This window comes from Faecalibaculum rodentium, from assembly GCF_001564455.1.
Lineage (GTDB): Bacteria > Bacillota_I > Bacilli_A > Erysipelotrichales > Erysipelotrichaceae > Faecalibaculum > Faecalibaculum rodentium.
Genome location: NZ_CP011391.1, coordinates 674,044 through 699,562, shown reverse-complemented (window position 1 = coordinate 699,562; position 25,519 = coordinate 674,044). Strand labels below are relative to the sequence as shown.

At 56.6% G+C, this 25,519-nt stretch carries 27 protein-coding genes; 5 read left to right on the top strand and 22 right to left on the bottom strand.

Going from position 1 to position 25,519, the window contains the following annotated elements; all coding sequences use genetic code 11:
• Positions 1 to 5 precede the first annotated feature (5 nt).
• The 17 genes from atpG to rpsF all read right to left on the bottom strand — a co-directional run bounded on the left by atpG (position 6) and on the right by rpsF (position 12,599).
• On the bottom strand, positions 6 to 848 hold the full coding sequence (gene atpG / locus aalo17_RS03470) for an ATP synthase F1 subunit gamma (protein WP_067555659.1): 843 nt from the start codon (positions 846 to 848) through the stop codon (positions 6 to 8).
• Positions 835 to 2,370, bottom strand: coding sequence for a F0F1 ATP synthase subunit alpha (atpA, locus tag aalo17_RS03465; RefSeq protein ID WP_067555656.1), 1,536 nt, complete (start codon positions 2,368 to 2,370; stop codon positions 835 to 837). Before atpA ends, atpG begins: the two co-directional genes overlap by 14 nt.
• 4 nt (positions 2,371 to 2,374) lie before the next feature.
• Positions 2,375 to 2,908 (bottom strand): ATP synthase F1 subunit delta, encoded by a 534-nt coding sequence (gene atpH, locus aalo17_RS03460; protein WP_067555653.1) that lies wholly within the window; start codon positions 2,906 to 2,908, stop codon positions 2,375 to 2,377.
• Positions 2,893 to 3,420, bottom strand: a complete 528-nt coding sequence (atpF, locus tag aalo17_RS03455) for a F0F1 ATP synthase subunit B (protein WP_067555650.1) — start codon at positions 3,418 to 3,420, stop codon at positions 2,893 to 2,895. Before atpF ends, atpH begins: the two co-directional genes overlap by 16 nt.
• 6 nt (positions 3,421 to 3,426) lie before the next feature.
• Entirely contained in the window at positions 3,427 to 3,675 is a 249-nt protein-coding gene (atpE, locus tag aalo17_RS03450) for an ATP synthase F0 subunit C (RefSeq protein ID WP_067555647.1), read from the bottom strand.
• A gap of 27 nt (positions 3,676 to 3,702) precedes the next feature.
• Positions 3,703 to 4,416 (bottom strand): F0F1 ATP synthase subunit A, encoded by a 714-nt coding sequence (atpB, locus tag aalo17_RS03445; RefSeq protein WP_067555645.1) that lies wholly within the window; start codon positions 4,414 to 4,416, stop codon positions 3,703 to 3,705.
• Positions 4,397 to 4,777: a hypothetical protein gene (locus aalo17_RS03440; protein WP_067555643.1), complete on the bottom strand. Its 381-nt coding sequence runs from the start codon at positions 4,775 to 4,777 to the stop codon at positions 4,397 to 4,399. The genes atpB and aalo17_RS03440 overlap by 20 nt, the downstream gene beginning before the upstream one ends.
• On the bottom strand, positions 4,755 to 4,934 hold the full coding sequence (locus aalo17_RS03435; RefSeq protein ID WP_067555641.1) for an AtpZ/AtpI family protein: 180 nt from the start codon (positions 4,932 to 4,934) through the stop codon (positions 4,755 to 4,757). The genes aalo17_RS03440 and aalo17_RS03435 overlap by 23 nt, the downstream gene beginning before the upstream one ends.
• Positions 4,931 to 5,551 carry a uracil phosphoribosyltransferase gene (gene upp, locus aalo17_RS03430; RefSeq protein ID WP_067555638.1) on the bottom strand — a complete coding sequence of 207 codons (621 nt, stop codon included), beginning with the start codon at positions 5,549 to 5,551 and terminating at the stop codon, positions 4,931 to 4,933. Before upp ends, aalo17_RS03435 begins: the two co-directional genes overlap by 4 nt.
• Positions 5,552 to 5,769: 218 nt before the next feature.
• Positions 5,770 to 6,519 carry an MBL fold metallo-hydrolase gene (locus aalo17_RS03425; protein WP_067555635.1) on the bottom strand — a complete coding sequence of 250 codons (750 nt, stop codon included), beginning with the start codon at positions 6,517 to 6,519 and terminating at the stop codon, positions 5,770 to 5,772.
• Positions 6,509 to 7,858, bottom strand: coding sequence for a replicative DNA helicase (gene dnaB, locus aalo17_RS03420; protein ID WP_067555631.1), 1,350 nt, complete (start codon positions 7,856 to 7,858; stop codon positions 6,509 to 6,511). Before dnaB ends, aalo17_RS03425 begins: the two co-directional genes overlap by 11 nt.
• Positions 7,858 to 8,307: a 50S ribosomal protein L9 gene (gene rplI / locus aalo17_RS03415; protein WP_067555629.1), complete on the bottom strand. Its 450-nt coding sequence runs from the start codon at positions 8,305 to 8,307 to the stop codon at positions 7,858 to 7,860. The genes dnaB and rplI overlap by 1 nt, the downstream gene beginning before the upstream one ends.
• Positions 8,288 to 10,255 (bottom strand): GGDEF domain-containing protein, encoded by a 1,968-nt coding sequence (locus aalo17_RS03410; protein WP_067555626.1) that lies wholly within the window; start codon positions 10,253 to 10,255, stop codon positions 8,288 to 8,290. Before aalo17_RS03410 ends, rplI begins: the two co-directional genes overlap by 20 nt.
• A gap of 12 nt (positions 10,256 to 10,267) precedes the next feature.
• Complete coding sequence (locus aalo17_RS03405) at positions 10,268 to 11,146, bottom strand: YybS family protein (protein WP_143385528.1); 879 nt, start codon at positions 11,144 to 11,146, stop codon at positions 10,268 to 10,270.
• A 290-nt stretch (positions 11,147 to 11,436) separates the two neighbouring features.
• Positions 11,437 to 11,667: a 30S ribosomal protein S18 gene (rpsR, locus tag aalo17_RS03400; protein ID WP_067555619.1), complete on the bottom strand. Its 231-nt coding sequence runs from the start codon at positions 11,665 to 11,667 to the stop codon at positions 11,437 to 11,439.
• A gap of 14 nt (positions 11,668 to 11,681) precedes the next feature.
• Complete coding sequence (locus aalo17_RS03395; protein ID WP_067555616.1) at positions 11,682 to 12,302, bottom strand: single-stranded DNA-binding protein; 621 nt, start codon at positions 12,300 to 12,302, stop codon at positions 11,682 to 11,684.
• A gap of 3 nt (positions 12,303 to 12,305) precedes the next feature.
• Entirely contained in the window at positions 12,306 to 12,599 is a 294-nt protein-coding gene (rpsF, locus tag aalo17_RS03390; protein ID WP_067555613.1) for a 30S ribosomal protein S6, read from the bottom strand.
• A gap of 267 nt (positions 12,600 to 12,866) precedes the next feature.
• Here rpsF and aalo17_RS03385 point away from each other — a divergent pair, with 267 nt between their 5' ends.
• A complete protein-coding gene (locus tag aalo17_RS03385; RefSeq protein ID WP_067555611.1) occupies positions 12,867 to 14,105 on the top strand; it encodes an MFS transporter in 1,239 nt (412 codons plus the stop codon).
• A 156-nt stretch (positions 14,106 to 14,261) separates the two neighbouring features.
• On the opposite strand, the gene aalo17_RS03380 is transcribed toward aalo17_RS03385, so the two are convergent.
• Positions 14,262 to 15,146 carry a DegV family protein gene (locus aalo17_RS03380; protein ID WP_067555608.1) on the bottom strand — a complete coding sequence of 295 codons (885 nt, stop codon included), beginning with the start codon at positions 15,144 to 15,146 and terminating at the stop codon, positions 14,262 to 14,264.
• Entirely contained in the window at positions 15,143 to 16,006 is an 864-nt protein-coding gene (locus tag aalo17_RS03375) for a DegV family protein (RefSeq protein WP_067555605.1), read from the bottom strand. Before aalo17_RS03375 ends, aalo17_RS03380 begins: the two co-directional genes overlap by 4 nt.
• Before the next feature lie 116 nt (positions 16,007 to 16,122).
• Between aalo17_RS03375 and aalo17_RS03370 the strand changes: the two genes are divergently transcribed.
• On the top strand, positions 16,123 to 16,827 hold the full coding sequence (locus aalo17_RS03370; RefSeq protein ID WP_067555602.1) for an ABC transporter ATP-binding protein: 705 nt from the start codon (positions 16,123 to 16,125) through the stop codon (positions 16,825 to 16,827).
• On the top strand, positions 16,827 to 20,231 hold the full coding sequence (locus aalo17_RS03365) for an FtsX-like permease family protein (RefSeq protein WP_067555601.1): 3,405 nt from the start codon (positions 16,827 to 16,829) through the stop codon (positions 20,229 to 20,231). Before aalo17_RS03370 ends, aalo17_RS03365 begins: the two co-directional genes overlap by 1 nt.
• A gap of 151 nt (positions 20,232 to 20,382) precedes the next feature.
• On the opposite strand, the gene aalo17_RS03360 is transcribed toward aalo17_RS03365, so the two are convergent.
• The 3 genes from aalo17_RS03360 to pfkA form a co-directional block, all read right to left on the bottom strand.
• Complete coding sequence (locus aalo17_RS03360; RefSeq protein ID WP_158507697.1) at positions 20,383 to 20,910, bottom strand: DUF3284 domain-containing protein; 528 nt, start codon at positions 20,908 to 20,910, stop codon at positions 20,383 to 20,385.
• Positions 20,911 to 21,100: 190 nt separating this feature from the next.
• Complete coding sequence (pyk, locus tag aalo17_RS03355) at positions 21,101 to 22,516, bottom strand: pyruvate kinase (protein WP_067555598.1); 1,416 nt, start codon at positions 22,514 to 22,516, stop codon at positions 21,101 to 21,103.
• A 46-nt stretch (positions 22,517 to 22,562) separates the two neighbouring features.
• Positions 22,563 to 23,525 carry a 6-phosphofructokinase gene (gene pfkA / locus aalo17_RS03350; protein WP_067555596.1) on the bottom strand — a complete coding sequence of 321 codons (963 nt, stop codon included), beginning with the start codon at positions 23,523 to 23,525 and terminating at the stop codon, positions 22,563 to 22,565.
• A 236-nt stretch (positions 23,526 to 23,761) separates the two neighbouring features.
• Here pfkA and aalo17_RS03345 point away from each other — a divergent pair, with 236 nt between their 5' ends.
• Both aalo17_RS03345 and aalo17_RS03340 read left to right on the top strand, forming a co-directional pair.
• Positions 23,762 to 24,211, top strand: coding sequence for a DUF5684 domain-containing protein (locus tag aalo17_RS03345; RefSeq protein ID WP_067555594.1), 450 nt, complete (start codon positions 23,762 to 23,764; stop codon positions 24,209 to 24,211).
• 354 nt (positions 24,212 to 24,565) lie between these two features.
• Entirely contained in the window at positions 24,566 to 25,483 is a 918-nt protein-coding gene (locus aalo17_RS03340) for a dihydrodipicolinate synthase family protein (RefSeq protein WP_067555592.1), read from the top strand.
• Positions 25,484 to 25,519: the final 36 nt, after the last annotated feature.

Sequence of the window (25,519 nt, the reverse complement as noted above, 5' to 3'; positions counted from 1 at the left end):
CCTTCTTATACAAGCGCGTTGGCGCCGCTGACGATCTCCGTGATCTCCTGCGTGATCGCACCCTGGCGGATCCGGTTGTATTCCAGCTCCAGCTGTTCCTGCAGCTCCGTGGCGTTGTCTGTGGCGCTTTCCATGGCCATGCGCCGGCTCGCCTGTTCCGAGGTCTTGCTCTCGAGATACAGGGAATACAGCAGGCTTCTGGCTGCCATGGGAATGACTTTGTCCGTCATTGCCGCCTGGGACGGTTCATAGATCGTATCCGCACCACCGGTTTTTGCCGCCTGCGGTGCGACCGGCAGGATCGTGACCAGAGTCGGGACAAAGGTCAGCGTGTTTTTGTAATGCGTGTACAGGACCTGGATCTTCGAGATCTCGCCTGCTTCATACCGGTGCAGGGCGTCATCCATGAGCTTGGAGAGCACCAGATAGGCGTCATCGTCATTGAGATCCGCAACAGTATCCAGGATGTGATATCCGGGATGCGAGCCAAACCAGGCAGCGCCCCTGGAACCAATCACCACGATTTCATCCCTGGGGTCGAGATCCGCAGCCACAGTCCGGCATACATTGGCATTGTAGCCGCCGCAAAGCCCCATGTCGCTCGTGATCACAAACACCACCGCCGGTTTTCCTTCTGCCGGGGTCACCCAGACAGATCGTTTTCCCATGCCCTCGCAGATTCTGTCAAACAGTTCATGCATGGCCTTGGCATAGGTCCGGTTTGCTTCCATGCGCTCCCGCTGTCTGGTCAGCTTGCTGCTGGCCACCAGCTGCATTGCCTTGGTGATTTTTTTCGTCGAGTCCACCGAAGCGATGCGCGCCTTGATGTCCTGTCTACTTGCCGCCATCGGCGATGCCTTCTGTCTGCAGGAACGACTGCGTCCAGGCATCCAGCGCGGTCTTTGTCTGCGCGATGAGTTCGTTGTCCAGCGCCTGGTCTCGGCGGATCTGGTCAATGATATAGGGATATTCTCGCTTGATGTAGGAAATCATGCCGTCTTCATATTTCTGAACCAGGTGGGCCGGCACCTTCTTCAGGTAGCGGTACTTCGATGTGAAGAGTTCCAGCACCTGCTGTTCCACCGGCATGGGCTTGTACTGCGGCTGGATCAGCAGCTGCGTCACCTTTTCACCCTGGTTGAGCACTTCCGTCGTGGCAGCATCCAGGTCGGACCCGAATTTCGCAAAGGATTCCATTTCGTGGAACTGCGCCAGTTCCAGCTTCAGGGAACTGGAGACCTGCTTCATGGCCTTGATCTGGGCGGCAGATCCGACACGGGATACCGACAGACCGGAATCCACTGCCGGTCGGATGCCTTCATTGAACAGCTCGGTCTTCAGGAAGATCTGGCCGTCGGTGATGGAAATGACATTTGTCGGGATATATGCCGAAATGTCCCCCGCCTGTGTCTCGATGATCGGCAGCGCCGTCAGAGAGCCGTTTCCGTTTTCCTCATTCAGCCTCGCCGCACGCTCCAGGAGCCTGGAGTGCAGGTAGAATACATCACCGGGGTAGGCTTCACGTCCGGGAGGTCTGCGCAGCAGCAGCGACATGGTCCGGTAGGCAACGGCGTGCTTGGACAGATCGTCGTAGACAATCAGCACGTCCTTTCCGTTTTCCATCCACTCTTCGCCGATCGCACAGCCGGCATAGGGTGCAATGTACTGCAGGGGTGCCGGTTCACTGGCCGTGGAAGCCACAACCGTCGTGTAGTCCATGGCGCCATACTGCTTGAGCTTTTCCACGATCTGTGCCACCGTGCTGGCCTTCTGGCCAATGGCGACATAAATGCAGAGCACGTCCTGGTCCTTCTGGTTCAGGATCGCGTCAATGGCAATTGCGGTCTTTCCTGTCTGCCGGTCGCCGATGATCAGCTCACGCTGGCCGCGGCCGATGGGGATCATGGAGTCGATGATTTTCAGGCCCGTCTGCAGGGGGACCGAAACACTCTTCCGGGTCATGACACCGGGAGCCACCCGCTCAACCGGGCGTTCCTTTGTGTATTCGATGGGACCCTGTCCGTCAATGGGCTGCCCCAGGGCGTTGACCACCCGTCCGATCATGCCGTCGCCCACGGGCACTTCAACGATTTTTCCCGTGCGCTTGACAAGGTCGCCTTCCTTGATGTCGTAGTTTTCACCCATGAGCACGGCACCGACCTGGTCTTCCTCCAGGTTCATGACCATGCCATAGACATCATGCGGGAAGATGAGCAGCTCGCTCATCATGGCGTCTTTGAGGCCGTAAACCGTGGCTATGCCGTCGCCGACACTGAGCACAGTGCCGCTCTCCGACATCTCCAGGTCCTGCCCGGCATTCTGTATCTGGGCTTTGATCAGCTTTGTGATCTCTGCCGGATTCAAACTCATACCTTCACCTGCTTTCCACGAGCTGTTCACGCATCGTATTCAGACGGCTGCGCACGGTGTTGTCCAGGACCAGGTCCCGGGCCCTGACACGCAGTCCCGCGATGAGATCCGGTTCCACCCGGACCGTGAGCTCGATCTTTCGCTTCAGACGGGACTCCAGCATGGCTGTCAGAGCCGCTTCGTCTTTCGCGGACAGCGGTGCAGGTGTTTCCACCAGCACCGTCTCTATTTCGTTGGCCTGTCTGACACAGTCTTTCCAGGCGGCATACAGACCGGAGATCAGTCCCGCCAGACCGTGATGGGCCAGGATCGTCAGAAACGTCGTCAGCAGCGGCTCTGCACCGGCGGTCAGTTCCGTCAGCCAGGCTGCCTTCTGCTCCCTGGTCACACCCGGATGACCCAGCATGGCCGTGTAGTCCTGGTTCTGTTTCAGGACAGCATCCAGCTGCTCCAGATCCTTTTCCACCGCCTCTGTGCTTCCTGCCTCGGCAGCTGACTCATACAGCGCCTGCACATAGGGCATCAGTGAGTCTGCCATCTGTCATCCTCTTGCGCCTGCCGGATAAAGTCTGCGACAAAATCCGCACGCACTTCGTCGTCTGCTTCCTTTTTCACCAGAGCCTCCGCTGCGGAAAGAGCCACGCTGCTGATGGCTGTGGCCATGTCCTTTTCCGCCCTGCGCTGTTCCCTGACAATGTCTTCCGCCGCAGCCTGCCGCATCCGGTCGGCCTGGCTCTTTGCCTGGGCCAGGATCTCGGCTTTCTCTTCCCCGGCCTGGGCCTTCGCCTCTTCGATCATGGCATGGGCCTCCTTGCCGGCATCCTGCATTTTTCTGTCATAGACAGCCTTTTCCTCCAGCGCCTGCTGTCTGAGGCGTTCGGAGCTGTCGATGTTTTCCTGGATCAGGTCCTGGCGCTTTTTGATGAACGCCGTGAGCTTGTCCCAGAAGAAATGCTTTGCGAACAGAATGATCAGGGCGGTCGAAATCAGAACCAGAATGACATCCGTCGGCGAGATTCGCAGATAGTTGTCAATATTGAAGTCGACCATTCAGGTTTATCCCTTGATGAAAATCAGCAGGATCGCGATAACCAGAGAGTAAATGCCGGTGGTTTCAGCCAGCGCAATACCCAGTACCATGATGGACTGGATCTTGCCGGATGCTTCAGGGTTGCGGCCTACGGCTTCCGCGCCTTTGCCCGCTGCAAATCCCTGTCCGATACCCTGACCAAGACCGGCAACCATGGCTATGCCGGCACCCAGCAGTGCCATGCCCTGTACGAAAAACTCATTGAATACTTCCATAAATCATTGTCCTCCTTGATTTGTGTTTCAGTCCGCTTCCTTCGATACCTGCTGTCCCAGGAAATAGGACCCCAGGGTGAAGAAGATGTATGTCTGGATCACACCCGAGAAAATATCGAAATACATGTGAAGGAAGGGAGTGAGCGTCAGCCCCAGATAACCCCAGGGCGCGATGTTCTTGATCAGCGTGTAGACCAGCAGCGTGATGATAGAACCCGCCAGAATGTTGCCGAACAGACGCATGGTCAGCGAAATCGGCAGGGCCAGCTCGCCGATGATGTTCAGCGGCGTCAACAGCCACATGGGTTCCGTGAGTTCCTTCATCCGGGCCTTCAGACCAGCCTTGCGGATGGCGCTTCCCTGGATCATGACCCACAGCGTCAGGGCCAGCGTGGCATTGAAGCTGACGTTGCTCGTGGGGTTCTGCAGGCCCACAAGGCCTGTCAGGTTGCTGACAAGCATCATGATGATCAGGGTGCCAAAAAACGGAATGTAGCGGGCAGTGGTTTCCTTCAGGTTGCCCTGCACCACGTACAGAATGAGATTGTAGATCTCCTCGCAGACATAGACCAGGCCTTTCGGGGCCCTGGACGGATCGGCTTGTTCGATTTTCCTGCCTGCGAACCAGAAGAAGAAGGCGAAGAGCACACAGAGGATCAGCCAGACCAGAATCGACTGCTGGATTTCCAGTGTGAAGCCGCCCAAATGGATCTCAATGGCGCTAATCATAGCGGGGTCCATCAACATCCTCCTTTCCCAGCAGCGGGTATATCACCAGCGCGGCTTTCTGCAGCGCGATGCCCGCGACAAGACTCAGCACCGGCACACCCAGCCACAGGCAGGCGGCGATGACGAGGCCATAAAAAATATACCGCCCGGCGTAGCTTTTGAAACCGGACATTTTCGTGAAAGTGCCCCGGACAGCCCAGGTCTGGATCATGGCCAGTCCCGCCAGGCACATGAACAGCCCGGCCCATACGCCGCAGACTGCCTTCAGGCCCCAGAACAGGGCCGCCAGGCTTCCTGCAGCCCCCAGGACCAGTGAGATCCGGGAGATGGTGCCGAACTGCTGCCGCAGTTCATCCGTTGTTCTGTCTGGCATGCCACACAAGCAGAATGATGGAGCCGATCACCGCATACAGGACACCCGCCACGATGAACACCGGAGAGGTGTGCAGCCAGGAATCCAGCAGGTAGCCGACCAGCAGCGCCACCAGGATGTTCGCAAGCAGAAACCCGGGAAACTTCGCGGGCTTCATTTCGTGCCGAAGATCCGGTCGCCGGCGTCGCCGAGACCCGGTACGATATAGCCGTTTTCGTTCAGTTTCTCATCCAGAGCCGCCAGGTAGATGTCCACATCCGGATGTTCGCGTTCCACTGCCTTGACACCCTCCGGTGCACCCACCAGGCACACCAGCTTGATGTTCTTCGCTCCCTGGCGCTTCACCATGTCAATGGCGGCGTTGGCACTGCCGCCGGTGGCCAGCATGGGATCCACGATCAGCACCGTGGCTTCCTCGATGTTGGGGGGATACTTCTCGAAATACGTGTGGGGTTCCAGAGTCTTTTCATCCCTGTACAGACCGATGTGTGCGACTTTTGCCGTGGGGATCAGGGACAGGATGCCACTGACCATGCCCAGGCCGGCACGAAGAATCGGAGCGACGACCACGGGAGACTCCAGTGTCTTGGCTGTATAGGAACAGATGGGGGTTTCGATTTCCACATCCGCCACAGGCAGGTCCCGGGTGACTTCATACACCATGAGGCTTCCGATTTCGTCCAGGTTCTCCCGGAAATCCTTGGTTCCCGTGTTCCTGTCACGCATGACCGTCAGCTTGTGACGGATCAGAGGATGATCAATTACATGAAGCATACTTATTACCTCGATTTTCCGGTCTCATTATACCAGAGTGCCTTGTGGAATACACAGACCGCATTGGCTGCAGGCCGGCAGATCCGGCCGATGCGGTCTGTGTGAAACTTAGTCCATCACTGCAGATGAACGCGGATATTTTACAACTGTTTCAGGCCAGTCTCCTTCCAGATGCCCGCTCCCTCCCCGGACAGAAAAAAGTTCCGACAGCTGCAGCCTCAGAACTCTTTGGTGGACGTGATGATTTTCTGCTTTGCACACTGGACATCGATGGCTGAATCATTCAGTCCCCGCTTTTGGAAGCCGTCATGAAAGGCATCGAGCGCCATCTCCGGTGTATTGGCTTCATCCGAGAGATGGGCCAGAATCACGTGCTTCGTGTTTCCTGTCACGATTTGTGACAGGCACTGGGCACTGTCTTCGTTGTTCAGGTGACCGGAATCCGAGAGGATGCGCTGTTTCAGGTACATCGGCCGGTTTGTGGCCATGAGCGTGGCCACATCATGATTGGACTCAAAAACATAGGCATCGGCCCCCGAAAGCAGCTCCCGGGCTGCATTGGGCACAAACCCGGTATCGGTCACGTAGACCAGCCGGCTGATGCCATCGTCGATCACGTATCCCACACACCCGCCAGGGGAATCATGGGAGAGGCCCACTACCGTGATTTTGAAGGGTCCGAGAATGAACCAGTCCCCAGGCATGATCCGGTGCTTTTTCTGCCCTTCCTTCAGATCGCAGCAGGAAAACAGCGGCAGATCCTGCACCATCTTCAGCTGGGAGATGTGGTCAGAGTGACTGTGGGTGATAAGCACCGCCATGAGATCCTCCGGCTTCACGTCCACCTGTGTCAGTGCCTGGGTGAGGTAGCGCTTAGTGCTTCCGCAGTCAATCAGGAGCCGGGCACTGCCTGATGTCACCAGACAGCTGTTGCCTTTCGAGCCCGAACACAGCACATCAACCCGCATGCACATCATCTCCCCTCGAACTGGCGTAATTCGTGAACCGCGACACGCCTTTTTCAAAGGCGAGCTGGATCCGGCCGATGGCACCGTTCCGGTGCTTGGCCAGGGACAGGTCCACGACTTCGATCTGCTCCTGGGCTTCCTTGTCCTTGTCATAGTAGTTTTCCCGGTACAGGAACATAACGATGTCCGCATCCTGTTCGATGGATCCTGATTCACGCAGGTCCGACAGCTGGGGTTCATGCCCGGTCCGGTCCTCGACTTTCCGGGAGAGCTGGGACAGGGCAATCACCGGGCAGTCCATTTCCTTGGCCAGGATCTTCAGGCTCCGGGAAATCTCTGAGACTTCCTGCTGGCGGGAATCCGACCTGGATCCCGTGATCAGCTGAAGGTAGTCGATGACGATCATGGACAGGCTCTCCTGCTCGGACTTGAGCTTGCGGCATTTCGAGAAAATCTGGTTGACCTTGATGCTGCCGGTGTCATCCAGATAGATCAGGGATTCCGCCAGGCCGTTGCCGGCTTCAAACAGCCGGTTCATTTCATCGTTGGACAGCCGGCCATCCCGCAGCTTGCCTGACTGGACCCTGGATTCACTGGACAGCATACGCTTCATGATGGAATCCGCCGGCATTTCCAGGGAGAAGACAGCCACAGCCCCGGGATTGCGTCTGGCTGCCTGGACCGCCAGGTTCAGGGCCAGGGCGGATTTTCCCATCGCAGGACGGGCAGCGAGAATGATCAGGTCTCCCCGCTGGAAGCCGTTGGTCATGCGGTCCAGATCCGTGTAGCCGGTCTTGATTCCCGTGATCCCGGATGTGTTGCGCAGCTCCTTGAGCTGTTCCAGCACCCGGTCCACGATCTCCCGCGAAGACAGGAAGTCCGTGCCGCGTGTCCGTCTTGTCACATCCATCACCGCGGATTCGCTCTGCGACAGGATGTCATCCAGGCTGTCCGCCGACTCCATCGCGGTTTCCCGGATCTCGTCGGCGGTCTCGATCAGACGCCGCAACTGGTACTTGTCCTGGATCGTTTCAATATAGGTCTTCACCCCGGCGCTGCTCACGGCACCATCCACCAGGGCAATGATGTAGTCCAGCCCGCCGGCGGCCTCCAGCTGTCCCTTTTCCTGCAGGCGCAGAGCCACGCTGTTGAGATCCAGTGCCTTGCCTGTGGCATCCAGGTCCTGCATCGCCGCATACAGCGTCTGGTGTCCGGGGATGTAGAATTCCTCCGGCTGCAGTCCCAGGTCCTGGCAGTCGGTCATGACGCTTGGATACACAAGCAAAGAGCCCAGGAGGGACTGTTCCATGACCTGGGCGTTGGGCATTCTGTCTGCCATTAGTTCTTTGCGCTGACGTGCACGTCCACTTCACCGATGACCTGGCCGTGATACAGGTCGATCTTCACCTTCGTGGTTCCCAGGGAATCCACGGGGTCGGTCATCATGATCTTGCGCTTTTCCACCGGGAAGCCCTTCTGTGCAAGGGCCACGGCGATCTGTTTCGAGGAAATGGTCCCGAAGACATGGCCGCCTGCTCCCTGCGAGAGCTGGAACTCCAGCGTCACACCCTTGAGTTCCTCTGCGGTTTTCTCTGCCTGCTTTTTCAGTTCGGCTTCATTGGCAGCGCGTTTCTGCATTTCCTGTTCGTAGGCTTTGAGGTTTGCCGGGCTGGCCGCCATGGCCAGTCCCTTCGGAATCAGGAAGTTGCGTGCATAGCCATCGCTGACTTCCTTCAGCTCGTCGGCCTTGCCGACTTTTTTTACATCCTTAAGCAGGATCACTTTCATGGTCTGTATCCTCCTCTATCGTTTTCATCAACTGTTCTTTTGCCTGCTGGACAGTGGTGTTGTCCAGCTGGCAGGCAGCTGCGGCAAAGTGGCCGCCTCCGCCCATTTTTTCCATGATCCGCTGCACGTTCACCCGGCCGATGCTTCGGGCGGAAATCCGGGATGTGGACGGTTCATCCGGATCGGGTGCAATGGTGAAGCTGGCCTCGATGCCGCGGATCTTGAGCATGGCATCCGAGGTCTGAGAAATCATGGTGCGGTCCGTAGGCTGGCTAGCCACGGCGATCATGTACTTGTCCAGATACTGTTCGGCTCCGGATACCAGCTGCGCCTTTTCCAGATAGAGATCCATATCCTCTGTCAGGGCTTCCTCCGCCTCCTGGACATTGGCCCCCCAGGACCGCAGCACGGCCGCGGTTTCGAAGGTGCGGGCCGATGTATGCATCTTGAACCGGTTGGTGTCCACCAGCAGTCCCAGGTACATGATCGTGGCTTCCGCCTCGAAAATCGGTACATGCCGCGGAATGTTCTGCAGCAGTTCCGTCACAAGCTCCGCCGTGCTGGATGACTGCGACTCCACATACGTGATCATGGGGTTTTTCACAAAGGAATCCCCCCGGCGGTGATGGTCGATCACCGCAATGCGGCCTGCCTCTTCCAGGAAGTCCCTGGCACTGGAGATTTCCGGCACGGAGTGGTCCACCATGACCAGCAGGTCCTTTTCCATGTCCATCCGCTCCCGGGCCTCTTCCGGGGTCAGGAACACATCCCGTTCCGTTATACTTTTCGCGTACCGGTCCATGGTTTCCTGCAGCTGCCGGTCCCTGGGAATGTCCTTCAGGACAATGAAGGCCTGCTTTCCCTGGGATCGCACCCAGTTGGAGACAGCCATGGCTGCCCCCATGCAGTCATAATCCGTATTGACATGTCCGGCAATGTAGACGGATCCGGAGTCCCGGATCGCATCGGAAATGGCATTGGCCATGATCCGCACGCGGACCTTGGACCGCTGGGAACTGGACTCGGAGTTTCCGCCGATGTACTCGATTTCCTTCCCTGCTTCCTGGATTGCACACTGGTCTCCCCCTCGGCTCTGCGCCAGCTCGATGAGGTCATTGAGCATGTTGTCCAGTTCCGTGAAGTGTCTCGTTCCATAGGCGAAGGCCATGGACAGGGTGATGGATACATCCATGGCCCTGGCCTTGTCCTTGACTTCCTGCAGGATGCTCAGGTTGTTCCGGCGCACCTTCCGCAGGATCTTGCGGTCACAGACCACAAAAATCCGGTCTGCCCGCACCCGCCGCAGCAGCATGCCGTTGTCCTTGGCCCAGGTGACCAGGGGTCCGCGCAGCTGAGTGTTGATGGCGGCAAGGATATCCTCGTTTTCATAGGACTGATATTCCAGGTAGTTGTCCAGCTGCATGAGACCCACCACCACCTGCCGGTCATGAAGCTTGCGGCGCAGCGTGGAGAGTTCCGTGACATCCTGCACATAGAGCAGCTGCCCGTCCTGCTTGCGGCTGACTTCGTAGATCCGGCCATCCGCCTCGCCGGTCACTGTATCGACTTCCTCGTCCACCAGGTCCCGGATGTTGTCCATCCAGGCAGTCAGTTTCCGGTTCACCAGGTTGATTTTCCGGTCAGTGAAGAAATCGGACTCCCAGGTGCATACGAATTCGTCGTTGTAGGTCAGGATACCGATATTGCCGAAGCGCAGGGCATCCTTGGCGTCCTTGCCCAGTACCCGCGTGATGTCGATTTCTGTCTGCACGCCCCGTTTCCGCAGTTCCTTCCAGAACCCCAGAAAACAGCCCAGGAACACGGCAGCCACGAGCAGGACCACCCCCGCCGACACATACAGCTTCTGATATATAAGGAACACGGCCAGTGCCGCCGCCAGAGCGGAAGCGGTGAAAAAGCCGTCCCGCCACTTGGTGTAATATTTCATAAAATCCCTCTGTCAGGCATTCACGCCCGGTTTCTGCAGCCCCCACAGCATGCCCTGGATCACCCAGAGCAGCTGGAGTCCGGGCACAAAGGCGCCGATCACGGCCACGGGAGCCCAGCTCCGGTGACCTGTAGCCACACATTTCTGCAGGAAGCGCACGCATCCCAGATAGTCCAGGTACATCATGGCGCACATCACCGCAGGAAGGAGCCAGTTTCTGGCCTCTTCTTTCCATACTATCACACTCGGGCAAACGACAAACAGGATCACGGAGGCAATGGAGAGCCAGACCAGTGTCCGGTTTGGCCGGATCCGGGAGACCGGGGTGATGGGAGGGCATGGAATGTGCAGCCGCTGCAGGAGTGCGGCGCCCAGCAGATTCACACAGACCGCTGTCATGACCGACAGCACGGCGCAGAAAATCACGATGAACACCTTCATGTCCAGCCAGGGAATGAATCCCCGGATCATCGCAAAATCTTCCGTGATGTCCATGCCAAAAATTCCCGCCCAGAGAAACATCGTGAACAGATTGCCGACAAACTGACAGACAAACAGGATCCCCAGCCGCAGCTGACCGGACAGTCCCCTCCGGATGGCAGCACCCGTCAGGAATCCGGAGAGGATGCCTGTCCAGGAATAAAACCAGGTGGTGAATCCCCCGAACAGGAATGTTTCCAGGATCATGGCCAGCGCACAGGGAAAGGATGCCTGGAGGGGTGAAGCTGCGGAATATACATAAATGGGGAAGATGAACAGCCAGGGCATGGCTGTCTCGATTCCCAGGGCCGTCTGCTGGTTCAAAAACAGCAGCAGTGCGTAAATTGCAGCGGCCATGGCTCCCCGTGTGACATTGCGTGTGGTGACTTGCACGTGTTTTCCAGTATTCATGGACAGCATTATAATATGGAATTCAGTGCCGAGAAACCGCAAACAGGCGGTTTTCCGTTACAGGCCTGCCGGACACGGCGGCAGGCGGCACAAGGCAGAAAGGTCCAGGACAGTCTGTTCAGCCGGAAGCACTGATGGATGACGCAACCGTCTCTGCCCGCTCTTTTTCTCACTGCCTGTGGTCTGGCCAGAAGAATGAGCCGGATGCATGTTCCGGCTCATCTGTTACATGGAAGGCAGATCCATAAAAAAAGCCCGGATTTCTCCGGACCTGGTTTGTCTTCTCGGGACTAGTCCACCACGTAAGGCAGCAGAGCCATCTGACGTGCGCGCTTGATGGCGGTAGCCAGCATCCGCTGATATTTTGCACGGGTACCGGTCACGCGGCGCGGAATGATTTTGCCGTTGGCGTTGATGAAACGCTTCAGCAGCTCTGTATCTTTGTAGTCGATGGACTTGATCTTGTTCTTTGTGAAGTAGCAGACCTTCTTGCGGCCCATCCGCTGTTTTTTGAATGCCATGTTGGTTCTCCTTTCTAAAAGGGAAGATCGTCGGCGCTTACGTCCAGGGTCTCGTCACTGCCGTACCCGCTGGACAGATCGTCAGCTGCCTGCGATGCATAAGGGTTGGCCTGGCGCCCGCCTCCGAAACTGGAAGCCGAACTGTATCCGGCCGAAGAACGGTCGTTTCCGTAACCGCCCTGATTGTTTGAATAACTGGTCTGGCCTGCATCCGGGGCACCATAATTCTGTCCCTGCATGCCGCCATAGTTCTGGCTGCTGTAACTGTTCTGGCCGTAGGAATTCTGACCATACTGGCCCTGCTGTGCGCCTGCGGCGTTCTTGGATTCCAGGAAATCGAAGCTGTCGGCCACGACTTCAGTCACATACACACGCTGCCCCTGCTGGTTCTCGTAGTTCCGGGTCTGGATCCGGCCGGTGATGGCGATCAGGCTTCCCTTGTGCAGGTAGCGGGCCATCGTCTCGGCGGTTTTGTTCCATGCCACACAGTTGATGAAATCAGCTTCGGGCTGTCCCTGGGACTTGAACCGGCGGTTGACCGCCAGGGTGAAGGATACGACAGGCGTGCCGGACCCCGTGGTGCGAAGCTCGGGATCCTTGGTCAGCCGGCCGATCAGAACCACGCTGTTGACCATGATTTACTCTTCGTCTTCTGTCTTGATCACCATGGTGCGGATGACGTTCGGGTTGATCCGGCTCAGACGCTCGAATTCCTCGATTCCTGCATTGTTTGCAGTCACGTTCACTACAACATAGTGTCCTTTTTTCATGTGGTCGATCTCGTAGGCGAATTCACGCAGGCCCCAGTTGTCGATTTTGTCAATGGAACCGCCGTTCTCGGTGATGGGAGCATACAGACGCTTTTCCAGGGCATCAAATGCAGCATCATCCACGTTCGCATTCACGATATACATGATTTCGTACTTTTTCACTTGGTACACCTCCCTTTGGTCTTTGGTCTTTCTTTCATGAAAGACAGAGAGCAAGCACATAAACTTGCCTGATTATCATACATGAACAAGCCCTCCGCTTCAACCACAGACTGCCTCCTTTCGGCAACAGTGGGTGACAGTGGTACCACTCTCATCCCATCTAACCGCTTTCCTGCCGCATTGTGGTCTTTTTGTGTTCCCCGCTCCGATGGCAGCCTGTCGAACCGTGTTACACTCAAACCGACAAGGACAAGAAGGTGAAAGCGCATGAATACAAAACTGACACGCAGGGAACTGCAGTGGGTCTGCTATGACATTGGCAACTCCGCATTCATCCTGCTGGTATCCACCATACTGCCGATTTATTTCAATTCTCTGGCCACGTCCGCGGGCCTGGCCGAATCCACTTACCTTTCCTACTGGTCCTACGCCACCAGCATTTCCACGCTGATCGTGGCCTTCGCCGGACCGGTCCTGGGAACCCTTGCGGATTTCGAGGGCAACAAGAAGAAAATCTTCCTGGGGTCTGCCCTGCTTGGGGCCCTGGCCCTGGCCTGCTTCTGGATGCCGGGCTCCTGGCTTTCCTTCCTGGTGCTGTACATAGCCGGCAAGGTCTGCTACAGCCTGTCCCTGGTCGTGTATGACTCCATGCTCGTGGATGTCACCACTCCCGAGCGGATGGATGCCGTTTCCACCAAAGGCTATGCCTGGGGCTACATCGGCAGTGTGATCCCGTTCCTTATCTCTCTGGTGTTTGTGCTGCTTTACGACAAGATCGGCATCACGATGCACACAGCCATGATCATCACGTTCCTGCTCAACGCCGCATGGTGGATCCTGTTCACGCTGCCGCTGCTGAGAGGATACAGACAGAAGTCTTCCATCAAGCCGGAACGGCACATCATTTCCGATTCCTTCGCACGTCTGGGCCACACCCTGAGCAGTGTGAAGGACCACAGGAAGATCTTCATATTCCTGCTTTCCTTTTTCTTCTATATCGATGGCGTATACACCATCATCGACATGGCAACAGCCTACGGGGCCAGTCTGGGGCTGGACACAACAGGTCTGCTGCTGGCACTGCTCCTGACACAGGTCGTGGCATTCCCGGCCAGTCTGATCTTTGCGGTGCTCTCGAAGAAAAAGGATACGGCGAAGCTCATCAAGATCTGCATCATTGCCTACTTCCTGATTGCGTGCTTCGCAGTGCAGCTCGATCAACTCTGGGAGTTCTGGTTCCTGGCATTCTGTGTCGGCTGTTTCCAGGGAGGCATCCAGGCGCTGTCCCGGAGCTACTTCGCCAAGATCATCCCGGAGGAGCGCTCCGGAGAGTACTTCGGTCTGTTTGACATCTGCGGCAAGGGCGCAAGCTTCCTGGGACTGCTGGTGGTGGGTATTGTCACTCAGGCAACAGGCAACCAGTCCTTCGGTGTGGCCTGCATCTCGATTCTGTTCCTGCTGGGGTTCTTCCTCTTTGCAAAGGCATCCCGCATGGAAAACGACTGACAGCTGCAGCGAATCAATACAATATCAGATAAGACGGGGCTGCGGCTCCGCTTTTTTCTGCACTGACGCCTATTTCCCCTGCCTTCGGCACACCAGCACAAAGGAGCCTCCGCATGCTGACGGAAGCTCCTTTTTCTTTTGGTTCAGCTGTATTGTCTAGGCCTGTGTCAGGTCGTATTCGATGGGCTGGCCCTGGGGATCGAAGGCCTGCACCGCCAGGCAGCCAAGGCCAGTGTGGACAGCCACCGCACTGACCAGGTCAATGATGCGGGTGGTGATCCCCGGAATGGCCTCGCGGATCCTCTGCGCATACGCTTCGGCGGGTTCAGGAACCCCGACATGGGCAATCGTGATGTCCCATCCCGGTCCGGCACCGAGGGATTTCAGGCGGTCAATGACGAACCCCTGGGCTTTGGACACAGTCCGGACTTTGCCCAGGACATCCACTTTTCCGTCTGTCTGGCAGTTGACGTGCAGAACAGGCTTGATTTTCAGCAGCCCGCCCAGCAGAGCCGCAGCGGCGGTGAGACGGCCGCCGCGCTTCATGTGCTGCAGATCATCCACCAGGAGAATGGTGTCGGCTTTTTCACAGACTTTGTCCAGGAACGCAAGGATGTCCGGAATGTCCTTCCCTTCTTCATACAGCTTTTTTGCCTTTCGGATGCAGTAAGCCTGCAGAACCGCCGTGCTGCCTGTGTCGAATCCCGTGAATTCCAGATCCTGGTTGCGGGCAGCAAGTTCCATCGCGTTGAGAGTGCCCGACAGCCCCCGGCAGATGGGGACACAGAACACACCGTCATAGCCTCTGGCTTTCAGGTCTTCGAAGAGATCCTCGATGGCCCCGAGGCTTGGAAGGGAGGTCTTCATGGGGATCTGCTTCTTCAGATTCTCCACGATATCAGACGGCTGCACGGTTTCATAGTCCCCGGCGGTCGTGCCATCGATGTCCAGCTGCAAAGGGACAGAGTAAATACCTTCCCGGGACCAGTATTCTGTGGAGAATCCGGAACCGGAGTCGGTCACGAATGCGAGTTTTTTCATACTTCAACCCCCTCGATTTTCGGGATGTACTGCAGCCCCACGGCCTGCATGCCGGTGTGGCTGGCAATGACTGCACACAGCGGCTGTTCCAGGATCTTCACCGGCCCGTTTTCTTCCAGGCCCTTTGCAGCCAGGGCTGCGCCTTCCGGATTGCGGGAGTCCAGGACGAAGAAGACATAGTCTTTTCCGGGGGTCAGGGATTCCTGGATGTGTTCCGCTGCTTTTTTGATGGCCTTGGATGTGGTGCGGACTTTGTCCCACACATCCACCTTTCCTTCGGAGGCCTTCGACACTTCCAGAATCGGGCGGATCTTGAGCAGGCCGCCCAGTTTTGCGGCCACCGGCGTCAGACGCCCGCCTTTTGCGAGGTGATCCAGATCTTCGGGAATCAGGAACCCTTTGGAGTCTTCAATGGCTTCGGCGATGCGCGTCACGATTTCCTGGGGAGCCACACCTGCGGCTGCCAGCTGTGCCGCGGCCTGGGCCGCATACCACTCCACGCCCAGTGTGGTGTAAAGATCCAGGGTGTGGACGTTGATATCGTGGGATTTCAAGGCCGCAGTCACGGTGGAATTGGTGCTGGACAAGCCATTGGACAGCGTGATGAGCATCACATCCGTCACGCCTTCCTCTTCATATTTTTCCGCCAGTTCCTCGACAATGCCCAGAGGCGGCAGGCTGGTTGATGGCATGTCGCCTGCCTCCAGCATGTCGTAGAGCCGGTCTGTCGTCAGGTCGATGCCGTCGAGATATGTACTGTCGCCAGCAGTCACCTGCAGGGGCAGATAGTCCATGCCAAGGGCTTCGGCCTGTGCTTTGGTCAGTCCGGAACCACTGTCGGTCATTACTCGTACATTCATAGTTGATACTCCTTTTATACCTTCATGATAGTCTTTTTGGTTCACGGGCTCAAACCACTGGTAAACTTGTTACGATACAGGCAAAGCTGTTACTATACAAGAAGGAGCGTGAGAAAATGTCGGATTTCATAGAATTTGAAAACGTTTCAAAAACATACGAAATGGGAGAGGTCGCCATCCATGCCCTGGACGATGTCTCCTTTTCCATAGAAGAAGGAGAATTTGTGGTCATCCTGGGTGCCTCCGGTGCCGGGAAATCCACGGTCCTGAACCTTTTGGGCGGCATGGATACCGTCACATCGGGGAAGATCGTCGTCGATGGAAAGAACATCGAATCCTGCAATGACCGGGAGCTGACGCTCTATCGCCGCAGCGATGTGGGGTTCGTGTTCCAGTTCTACAACCTGGTGCAGAACCTGACGCTGCGGGAAAATGTGGAACTGGCGGCCCAGATCGTGAAGGATCCCCTGGACATTGACGAGGCCATTGCGGCAGTCGGCCTGTCGGACAGAGCCTCCAACTTCCCCAGCCAGCTGTCCGGCGGTGAGCAGCAGCGAGTGGCAATCGCCCGGGCACTGGTGAAAAATCCCAAGCTTCTCCTTTGTGACGAACCAACCGGCGCACTGGACTACAAGACAGGCAAGCAGGTGCTGCAGGTGCTGCAGGATACCTGCCGGAACAACCGCAAAACCGTGGTCATGATCACACACAACAGCGCGCTGGCGCCCATGGGGGACAAAATCATTCATGTGAAATCCGGAAAAATCGAGTCCGTGACCATGAATCCTCATCCTGTGGATGCCCGGGAGATCGAATACTGATGCCGCCGGTACTGCTGAAGGAAACACTGGTGGAGATCCGCCGCTCTCTGGGGCGGTTTCTTTCCATCCTCCTGATTGTGGCCCTGGGCGTGGCCTTTTTTGCAGGGGTCAAGGCCAGTCCGCCGGATATGAAGGCCAGTGCAGATGACTACTTCGACCGCTATGGCCTGCAGGACATCCAGGTCTTCTCCACCCTGGGACTGGACCGGCAAGATCTGGATGCCATGCGTGAAGTTCCCGGCGCCGAGTCGGTGCAGGGACTGTACAACCAGGATGTCCTGGTCCGGATCGACAAGTCAGAACAGGTATGGAAGCTGTTTTCCCTGCCGGAAAACCCGGAGATGAACCTGATCCGGGTGGAGGAGGGACGGCTGCCGGAAAAACCGGATGAGTGCCTGATCGAAGGCGGCAGCATGGAAAGCGGCCTGAAGGGCACCTTTGCAATCGGCGACAAGGTGCGCATCGAATCCGGCACGAAGGATCCCCTGTCGGATACGCTGAAGCATGAAGAATACACCGTTGTTGGCACAGGGTTCACGCCCCGGTACCTGAGTTTCGAGAAAGGAACTTCCGCCATCGGCTCGGGGTCTGTGGACGGATTCCTGTTTGTGCCGGAAGCAGCCGTGAAATCCGGCTACTATACGGAAGCGGATGTGACGGTGAGCGGCGCCAGGGAGCTGGACGCCTACTCGGATGCCTATTTCGATGTGACGGATCCGGTGGTGAAAAAGCTGGAGGCCATCGCGGATGCCAGGATCGAGGCCCGGTTGAAGGATCCGAGGCAGGAACTGACAGATGCCCGGCAGCAGCTGAAGGAAGAGACGGAAAAGGGCGAAAAACAGCTGGCGGATGCCCGACAGCAGATCCGGGATGGCGAGGCTGAAATCGCAGACAGCGAAAAAACGCTGACGGATTCCCGGTCACAGCTGGATGCCGGGTGGGCGCAGCTGAACCAGGGGCAGGCACAGCTGGACAGATCGCAGCAGCAGGTCAGCAGCGGTCTTGCCCAGATCCGCCAGGCGCAGGCACAGAAGGCGTCTCTCGAACAGGCACAGGCACAGATCCGGGATGGACTGACACAGGCACAGACAGGCCGGGACCAGGCACAGGCCGGGCTGGACCAGATCAATGCAGGGCTCACCCGGATCGATGCCGGGCTGGCGCAGATCGATACAGCGGCGCTGGCAGCACAGAAGCAGCAGCTGGAGACCGGCATTGCCTCGCTACAGACCCAGATCGAAGCGGTGGAAGGCACTGACCCGGAAGCTGCCCAGGCCATGAAAGCACAGCTTGCGCAGTTGCAGGCATCCCTTGCGCAGGTGCAGGGCGCCCTGGACACAGCGGCAGACCTGCAGGCGCAGAAAACACAGCTGGAAGCACAGAAACAGACGGCACAGGCCGGACTGGAGGAAGCGGATGCAGCCATTGCGGATCTCAACGCGAAGCAGAAGCAGGTCAGTGACGGCCTGGCACAGATTCGAGCAGCCGAAGCCCGGCTCCCGGAACTGGAAGCCGCCCAGACACAGATCGATGCCTCCCGCAGCCAGCTGGAGACTTCCCGGAACGAGCTCAACATCCACGAAAGGCAGTACGAGTCAGGGCAGGCGAAGCTTGAACAGGGCCGCAGGGATCTCACGAAAGCAAAGGCAGAGCTGGCAGACGGGGAGAAAAAGCTGAAGGAAGAAACCGAAAAGGGCCAGAAAAAGATCGAAGATGCACAGAAGGAACTTGATGAGCTGGAGCCGCAGTGGATCGTGCTGGACCGCAACTCGTTCTACTCCTATCGCGACTATCAGTCCTGTGCCGACCGCATGGATGGCATCGCCTCGGTGTTCCCGGTGTTCTTTTTCCTGGTAGCAGCCCTGGTCTGCATGACAACCATGACCCGCATGGTGGACGAACAGCGCAGCACCATCGGCACACTCAAGGCCCTGGGCTATGCCTGGTGGCAGATCGCCATGAAATACATCCTGTATTCCCTGCTCGCGTCCATCCTGGGGTCCATTCTGGGCTGCGCCGTGGGCATGGTGGTGTTCCCCTGCATCATCTTCTATGCCTGGAACACCATGTACACCATTGACACCATCAAAACCGTCTGGCAGCCCGGACTCATGCTCCTGGCCTCCGGCAGTGTGACGCTGGTGATCCTTGTCACCACGCTGTTTTCCATCGGCCGGGAGCTCCGGGAAGTCCCCAGCCAGCTCATGCGGCCCAAAGCCGGTGTGGCAGGAAAACAGATCCTGCTGGAGAAAGTGCCGGCTATCTGGCAGCGGATCCCGTTCCTGCACAAAGTCACCCTGCGCAACATTTTCCGGTACAAGAAGCGGTTCTTCATGACCGTCATTGGCATTTCGGGCTGCAGTGCCCTCCTGGTGGCGGGATTCGGGATCAACGACTCGATTTCCAGCATTGTATCGGAGCAGTTTGGCGCCATTTACCAGTATGATGCGGCGGTGACAGCAGACAACGATGCCCTGTCTGATCCGCTGAAGAAACTGGAAGGCGTGACGGGAGTCTACGAGGAGCAGGATCTGCCCGTGACGCTGGACATGGATGGCAATAAGGCGGCAGCGACCCTGCACATCATTCCTGATGGAACACAGGGGAAGAAACTCACTGACTTCGTGCATCTGGACAGCCTCGACAAAGAGCCGCTCACCGTTCCGGAAGAAGGCGCTCTGGTGTCGCAGAAAATGGCGGAAAAACTGGGGCTGAAAGCCGGGTCGAAACTGACCCTGGAGACAGCCGATGACCAGAAGCTGGAAACCACAGTCGCAGATGTCTTCTCACAGTACGTGGGACACCAGGTTTATGTATCGCAGAAAACCTTTGACGACTGGCATGTGGCGGAACAGCCGCAGGATGTCTATCTGCTGAAGACATCCGATCAGTCGGATGACTTTGAAGAGGCTCTGGGGGGCAATATCATGCTGCTGGACGACGTGCGGTCTGTTTCCTTCTACTCAAAGCTCCAGCAGAATTTCCTGGACATGATCGGATCCATCAAAATGGTGGTCGTGGTCCTGGTGATTTCCGCTGCCATGCTGGCTTTCGTGGTGCTGTACAATCTTGCGAATGTGAACATCTCCGAACGCATGCGGGAAATCGCCACGATCAAGGTCCTGGGGTATACCGAGCGGGAGGTGGATGCCTATGTGAACCGCGAATCGCTGATTCTCGCCATGATCGGCGGCGGGACCGGACTGATTCTGGGGATCTGGCTGCACCGGCTGATCATGAACCTGGCCGAACTGGATGACGTGATGTTCGGACGGATCATCTCCCCGCTCTCCTATCTCTTCGCCTTCGGCCTGACGGTACTGTTCGCACTCCTGGTCAATTTCGTGATGCGCTTCCGCCTGCGGAAAGTGGAAATGGTGGAATCCCTGAAAGCCGTTGAGTAGGATACGGATACTCGCCGCCAAATGAGATCGTGGCAGTGCGGGTTGATGCCGATCGTGGCAAGTTTTCACGGTGAGGTTATGTGACAGCCGATGATGGCTGCCTGCGATCGTCCGTCTTTCCCGTCTGGATGTGAATGCAAAAAAATGGAGACTATTCCCCGTCTGAGGAACTGTCTCCATTTTTTGCATTCTCTTTTTCGGCCGCCCGCTCTTCCTTGAGCTTCATGTTTTCCTTCACGGACTCTTCCATGCCCTTCAGCGTCCGCTTGAAGTTGTTTTTTGCAATCAGCTTCTGGAACCCGCGGACCGGTTTCGCCATTTTGGACACATCGTTGTAGTCCTCGGTGTACGTTACCCGGATGTAATCTCCATCCTGGTCCCCTTCTTCGCTCAGCTGCTCGATTTCATACCGGATCACCGTATAGCTGTCATTGCCGCCTTCAAATTTCGCCTCATAGATCCGGGGAGGCTCCAGCTCCGTTACTGTGACCTTCACCGAGACACCCTTCTGGCCCTTGGCATTGGTCTTGATCCGCTTGCGGTAGTTGGTGCCTTTTTTGAAGTTCGCCGGCCGCACTGTCTTGCCGGTGCTCTGCTTGATATCGTAGATGACGCTCTCGATGAGCATATCGAACAGGGCCTGTGCGGGGACATTCATCACCCTGCTTGCCTTTACCATGATTTCCCCCTCCTTTGTGTTCTCCTGTGCAGGAATGGTCATGGGATAGTGTACCAGAGAACAGACGGAAAGAACACCGCAGGACAGGGCCCCGCTGCATCACCCGACAGCAGACATTCTGTCATGCCATGCACACAAAAGCGGCACTCCGCAAGGGAATGCCCCTTTGTCATAGTCGGGTTCTATCTGGCTAGATCTCCACGATCCGCATCATGTTGGTGGAACCGGAGCCTACCGGATAGCCGGCCACAACGACGATCTGGTCGCCTTTGTTGAAGCCGTAGCCCTGGGCAATGGTCTTTGCCAGGTTTACATCGTTTTCCGGTGTGTTCTGGATCTCGGATACATAGGGGAATACGCCGAAGGTCGGCAGCAGGGACCGCTGTGTGACTTCGTCGAAACAAACCGCAATGATCGGTGCTTCCGGACGGAACTTCGCCAGACGCTTGGCGGAGTTTCCGGACTGCGTGAAGCAGACAATCGCCTTGATGTCCAGGTTCAGTGCTGTGTCGGCAACAGAAATGGCGATGGCATCGTTGTTGGTCCGCGCACTGGTCTTGATGGAGTTCTTCAGGATGTCCTTGTAGGGAATCATGGGCTCGATGGCGTTGGCAATCTTGGTCATCGTGTGGATGGATTCCGCCGGATACAGACCTGCAGCGGTTTCACCGGAGGTCATGATCGCATCCGTGCCGTCCATGATGGCATTGGCCACGTCGCTCGCCTCGGCACGTGTCGGCCGGGGGTTGCCCTGCATGCTTTCCAGCATGTGTGTCGCTGTGATGACCGGCTTGCCCATTTCATTGGCAATCTTGATCATCTGCTTCTGGTAGATGGGCACATATTCCAGGGATACGTTCACACCCAGGTCACCACGGGCCACCATGACACCGTCGGAAACCTCCAGAATGTCGCGCAGGTTGTCAAAGCCTTCCTGGTTCTCGATCTTCGGAATGATCTGGATCCGGTCCTTGCCTTCATCGATCAGGATCTTCCGGATTGCCAGCACATCCTCCCGGCGGCGTACGAAGGATGCGGCTATATAGTCCACATCATTCTGGGCACCAAACCGGATATCCGCCTCATCCTTGGGAGAGATGAAGGGCATGGACAGAATGACACCGGGCACATTGCAGCCCTTGTTGGATTTCAGGAAGTGGGGGTTGGCCACCACGCCGAGAATTTCCTTGCCGGGCACGACATCCGTGATATCCACGCGCATCTTGCCGTCATCCATCAGGATATAGTCGCCGGCCTTCACGTCGTTGAACAGTTCCGGGCACCGGATCTGGAATTTTTCCCGCGTACCCAGGACGTCTTCATTCACGATGGTGACTTTGTCGCCCTCGGAAAAGTCCACGCCGCCGTTTTCAAAGTTTCCCAGGCGGATTTCCGGACCCTTGGTATCCAGCAGGATGCCGATGGGCTTCTTCAGTTCCTTGGAAACATCGCGTACCATCTTGACGCGGGCGCCCTGTTCTTCATAGCTTCCGTGAGAGAAGTTCAGACGGGCAATGTTCATTCCTTCATTGACCAGCTTTTTGATCATTTCAGGATTTTCACTGGCAGGTCCGATCGTGCAGACGATCTTCGTTTTCTTTTCCATAAAACCTCTTCCTTCCTTCGATTCCCTTATATAAAACTTTTGTTTCCTAACCCAGCCGTTCAAACAGGTTTGTCAGCGGCTTTCGGCTCTCAGCCGGCATGCACAGGGCCTTCTCGATGGGGAATGCCTGCACAACGTTTTCCCTGATTGACACACACTGGCCGCCAATGCCCTGCATGAGCAGGTCCACGGCCTTTTCTCCCATCTGGCTTGCGAGCATACGGTCGAAGGGGCACGGCGAGCCGCCGCGCTGAATGTGACCGAGCACCGTTGCCCTGCCGGAGAACCCGGTGTTCAGGGAGATTTTCTTGGCAAGCTGATGGACATCAGTGATCTTCTCACTGATGACGATAATCGCATGCTTTTTCTTGCGAATCAAGTCTAAGTCCCGAAGTCTGTCGAGGATTTCCTGCTCGTCAAATCCAGTCTCGCTCGTGACGATGATTTCCGCGCCGGTTGCAATTCCGGACCACAGAGCCAGGTCGCCGCAGCGGTTTCCCATCACCTCCACAATGGAGCAGCGGTGATGTGAGTTGGATGTATCTTTCAGTTTGTCTACGGCATCTACAATCGTTTCCAGCGCTGTCTGGAAGCCGATTGTGTAATCTGTGCAGGTAATATCATTGTCAATCGTTCCCGGCAGGCCGATGCAGTTGATTCCCATGTGGGTCAGTTCCAGTGCACCGCGGTAAGAACCGTCGCCGCCAATGACCACGACTGCCTCGATTCCCCGCTTCTGCAGCTGCTTCACGGCTTTCTTCCGCACGTCTTCGTCCTTGAATTCAGGCAGGCGGGCAGACCCGAGAATGGTGCCGCCGCGGTTGACAATGTCGCTCACACTTTCCTTTGTAAGCGGTTCGATATATCCCTCAACCATGCCTTTGTATCCGTTGTAGATGCCGAAGACTTCAAGACCGCTGTTGATGCCGACTCTGGTCACGGCGCGGATGGCAGCGTTCATTCCGGGGGAGTCGCCTCCGGATGTAAGGATTCCGATTCGCTTGATCATAGATCCTCCTTTGGAAACCTCTGTTTCCCATCGTTCATATCACCTGTATAGTATCATACTTCACCATATCCGAACCGCCGGCTCCAGGCATGAACCTGGATGAAATCAGGCTTCCTGTCTGTCGGATACACATCACACAATGCACCCTTCAGGCCTCTGGAAACATCTGCACAGGTCATCCTGTTCGCCCTGCCCCCGCATGGCTTCTACAATGAAAGAAACAAGGAGGGATCATTATGTTTCTGATGCCCTTGATCGCCTCACCCGTATTCTGGGTGCTGACTGTGATCTGGTATATTCTCGTGGTTGCCGGTGCCTGGATGATGTTCCAGAAAGCCGGGGAAGCCGGATGGAAAGCCATCATCCCCATTTACAATATGTATATTGTCTACAAAATCTGCTGGAACACTTCCCTGTTCTGGGTATGGTTCGGCATTTCTGTCTTCGCCGCGGTCTTCAGGTTCCAGACGGAAACCACCACCGGCTTTGCCTATATCTTTTCCATGGTGCTGTCCCTGGTCCAGATGCTCATTCAGGTGACCTGCTGCTACCGGCTGTCTTTTGCCTTCGGCCATGGACTGCTCTACGGCCTGGGACTCTGCTTTTTCCCCTTCATCTTCACGGTGATCCTGGGATTCGGCAGTTCCGCCTACCAGCCGTGGCGGACGAATTCACTCGGTTTTTAGACTTTCCGGTGCTGGATCGATTATACAGCTTGTGTGACAGAAGAACTTCCGGTGCAACCTGCATGCAGAAGTTCTTTTTTTGTGCAACTTTCCTGCTCTGAAAGGGATTTCAGATTTTCCGCTTAAATTTGTATGGATTTCACTGCTTGACTGGACATTTACCGTGGTACCGTCACACCTCGTGAAAGTAATTTCTGTTTTTATCACCTGTCTTGAAATTAATTTCCTGCACCGTATACTCAGTCTTGCAAAGGGCGCAGCGGCTCAGAACAGCTGCCTGGCTCCCTGAAATGGCACGAATTCCCGCCAGCTTCCCGGACATCGGGACAAACAGAAAAAAGGAGAGAAACAAACATGAGAAACCTGGAAAAGTATGAAGGCGTCATCCCCGCTTTCTATGCATGCTACGACGAGAACGGCAACATTTCCGAGCAGGGCGTACAGGACCTGACGAAGTACTTCATTGACAAAGGCGTCAAGGGCGTATATGTCAACGGGTCCAGCGGCGAATGCATCTACCAGACAGTGGATGAACGCAAAAAGGTTCTGGAAAACGTCATGAAGGCCAACGATGGTTCCCTGACAGTCATTGCCCACGTTGCCTGCAATTCCACAGCCGAAAGCCAGGAACTGGCCCGTCATGCAGAGAGCCTGGGCGTGGATGCCATTGCTGCCATTCCCCCTATTTACTTCAAGCTTCCGGAACACGCCATTGCGAAGTACTGGAACGACATCTCCGATGCTGCACCCAACACAGATTTCGTGATCTACAACATCCCCCAGCTGGCAGGCGTTGCCCTCACACCCGGCCTGTATGCCGAAATGCGCAAAAACCCCCGTGTGATCGGTGTCAAGAACTCCTCCATGCCGGTCCAGGACATCCAGATGTTCTGCCAGGACGGCGGCGAGGACTACATCGTCTTCAACGGACCGGACGAACAGTTCATTTCCGGCCGTCTGATCGGTGCCCAAGGCGGCATCGGCGGCACATATGGTGTCATGCCTGAGCTGTTCCTGAAGATGAACGAAGCCCTGGAAAACAAAGACCTGGATCTGGCCAGAGCCATCCAGTACGACGTGGATGCCATCATCTACAAGATGTGCTCCGCCCACGGCAACATGTATGCGGTGATCAAGGCAATCCTGAAGGAAAACGAAGGCCTGGAACTGGGCAGCGTGAAGGCTCCCCTGGCACCGCTTTGCGAGGCTGACCAGAAGATCGTTTCCGAAGCCGCTGAAATGATCCGTGAGGCAAAGAAGAAATACCTCTGATCCGACGGGCCTTCCGGCCCCGTATCACAGACCGAC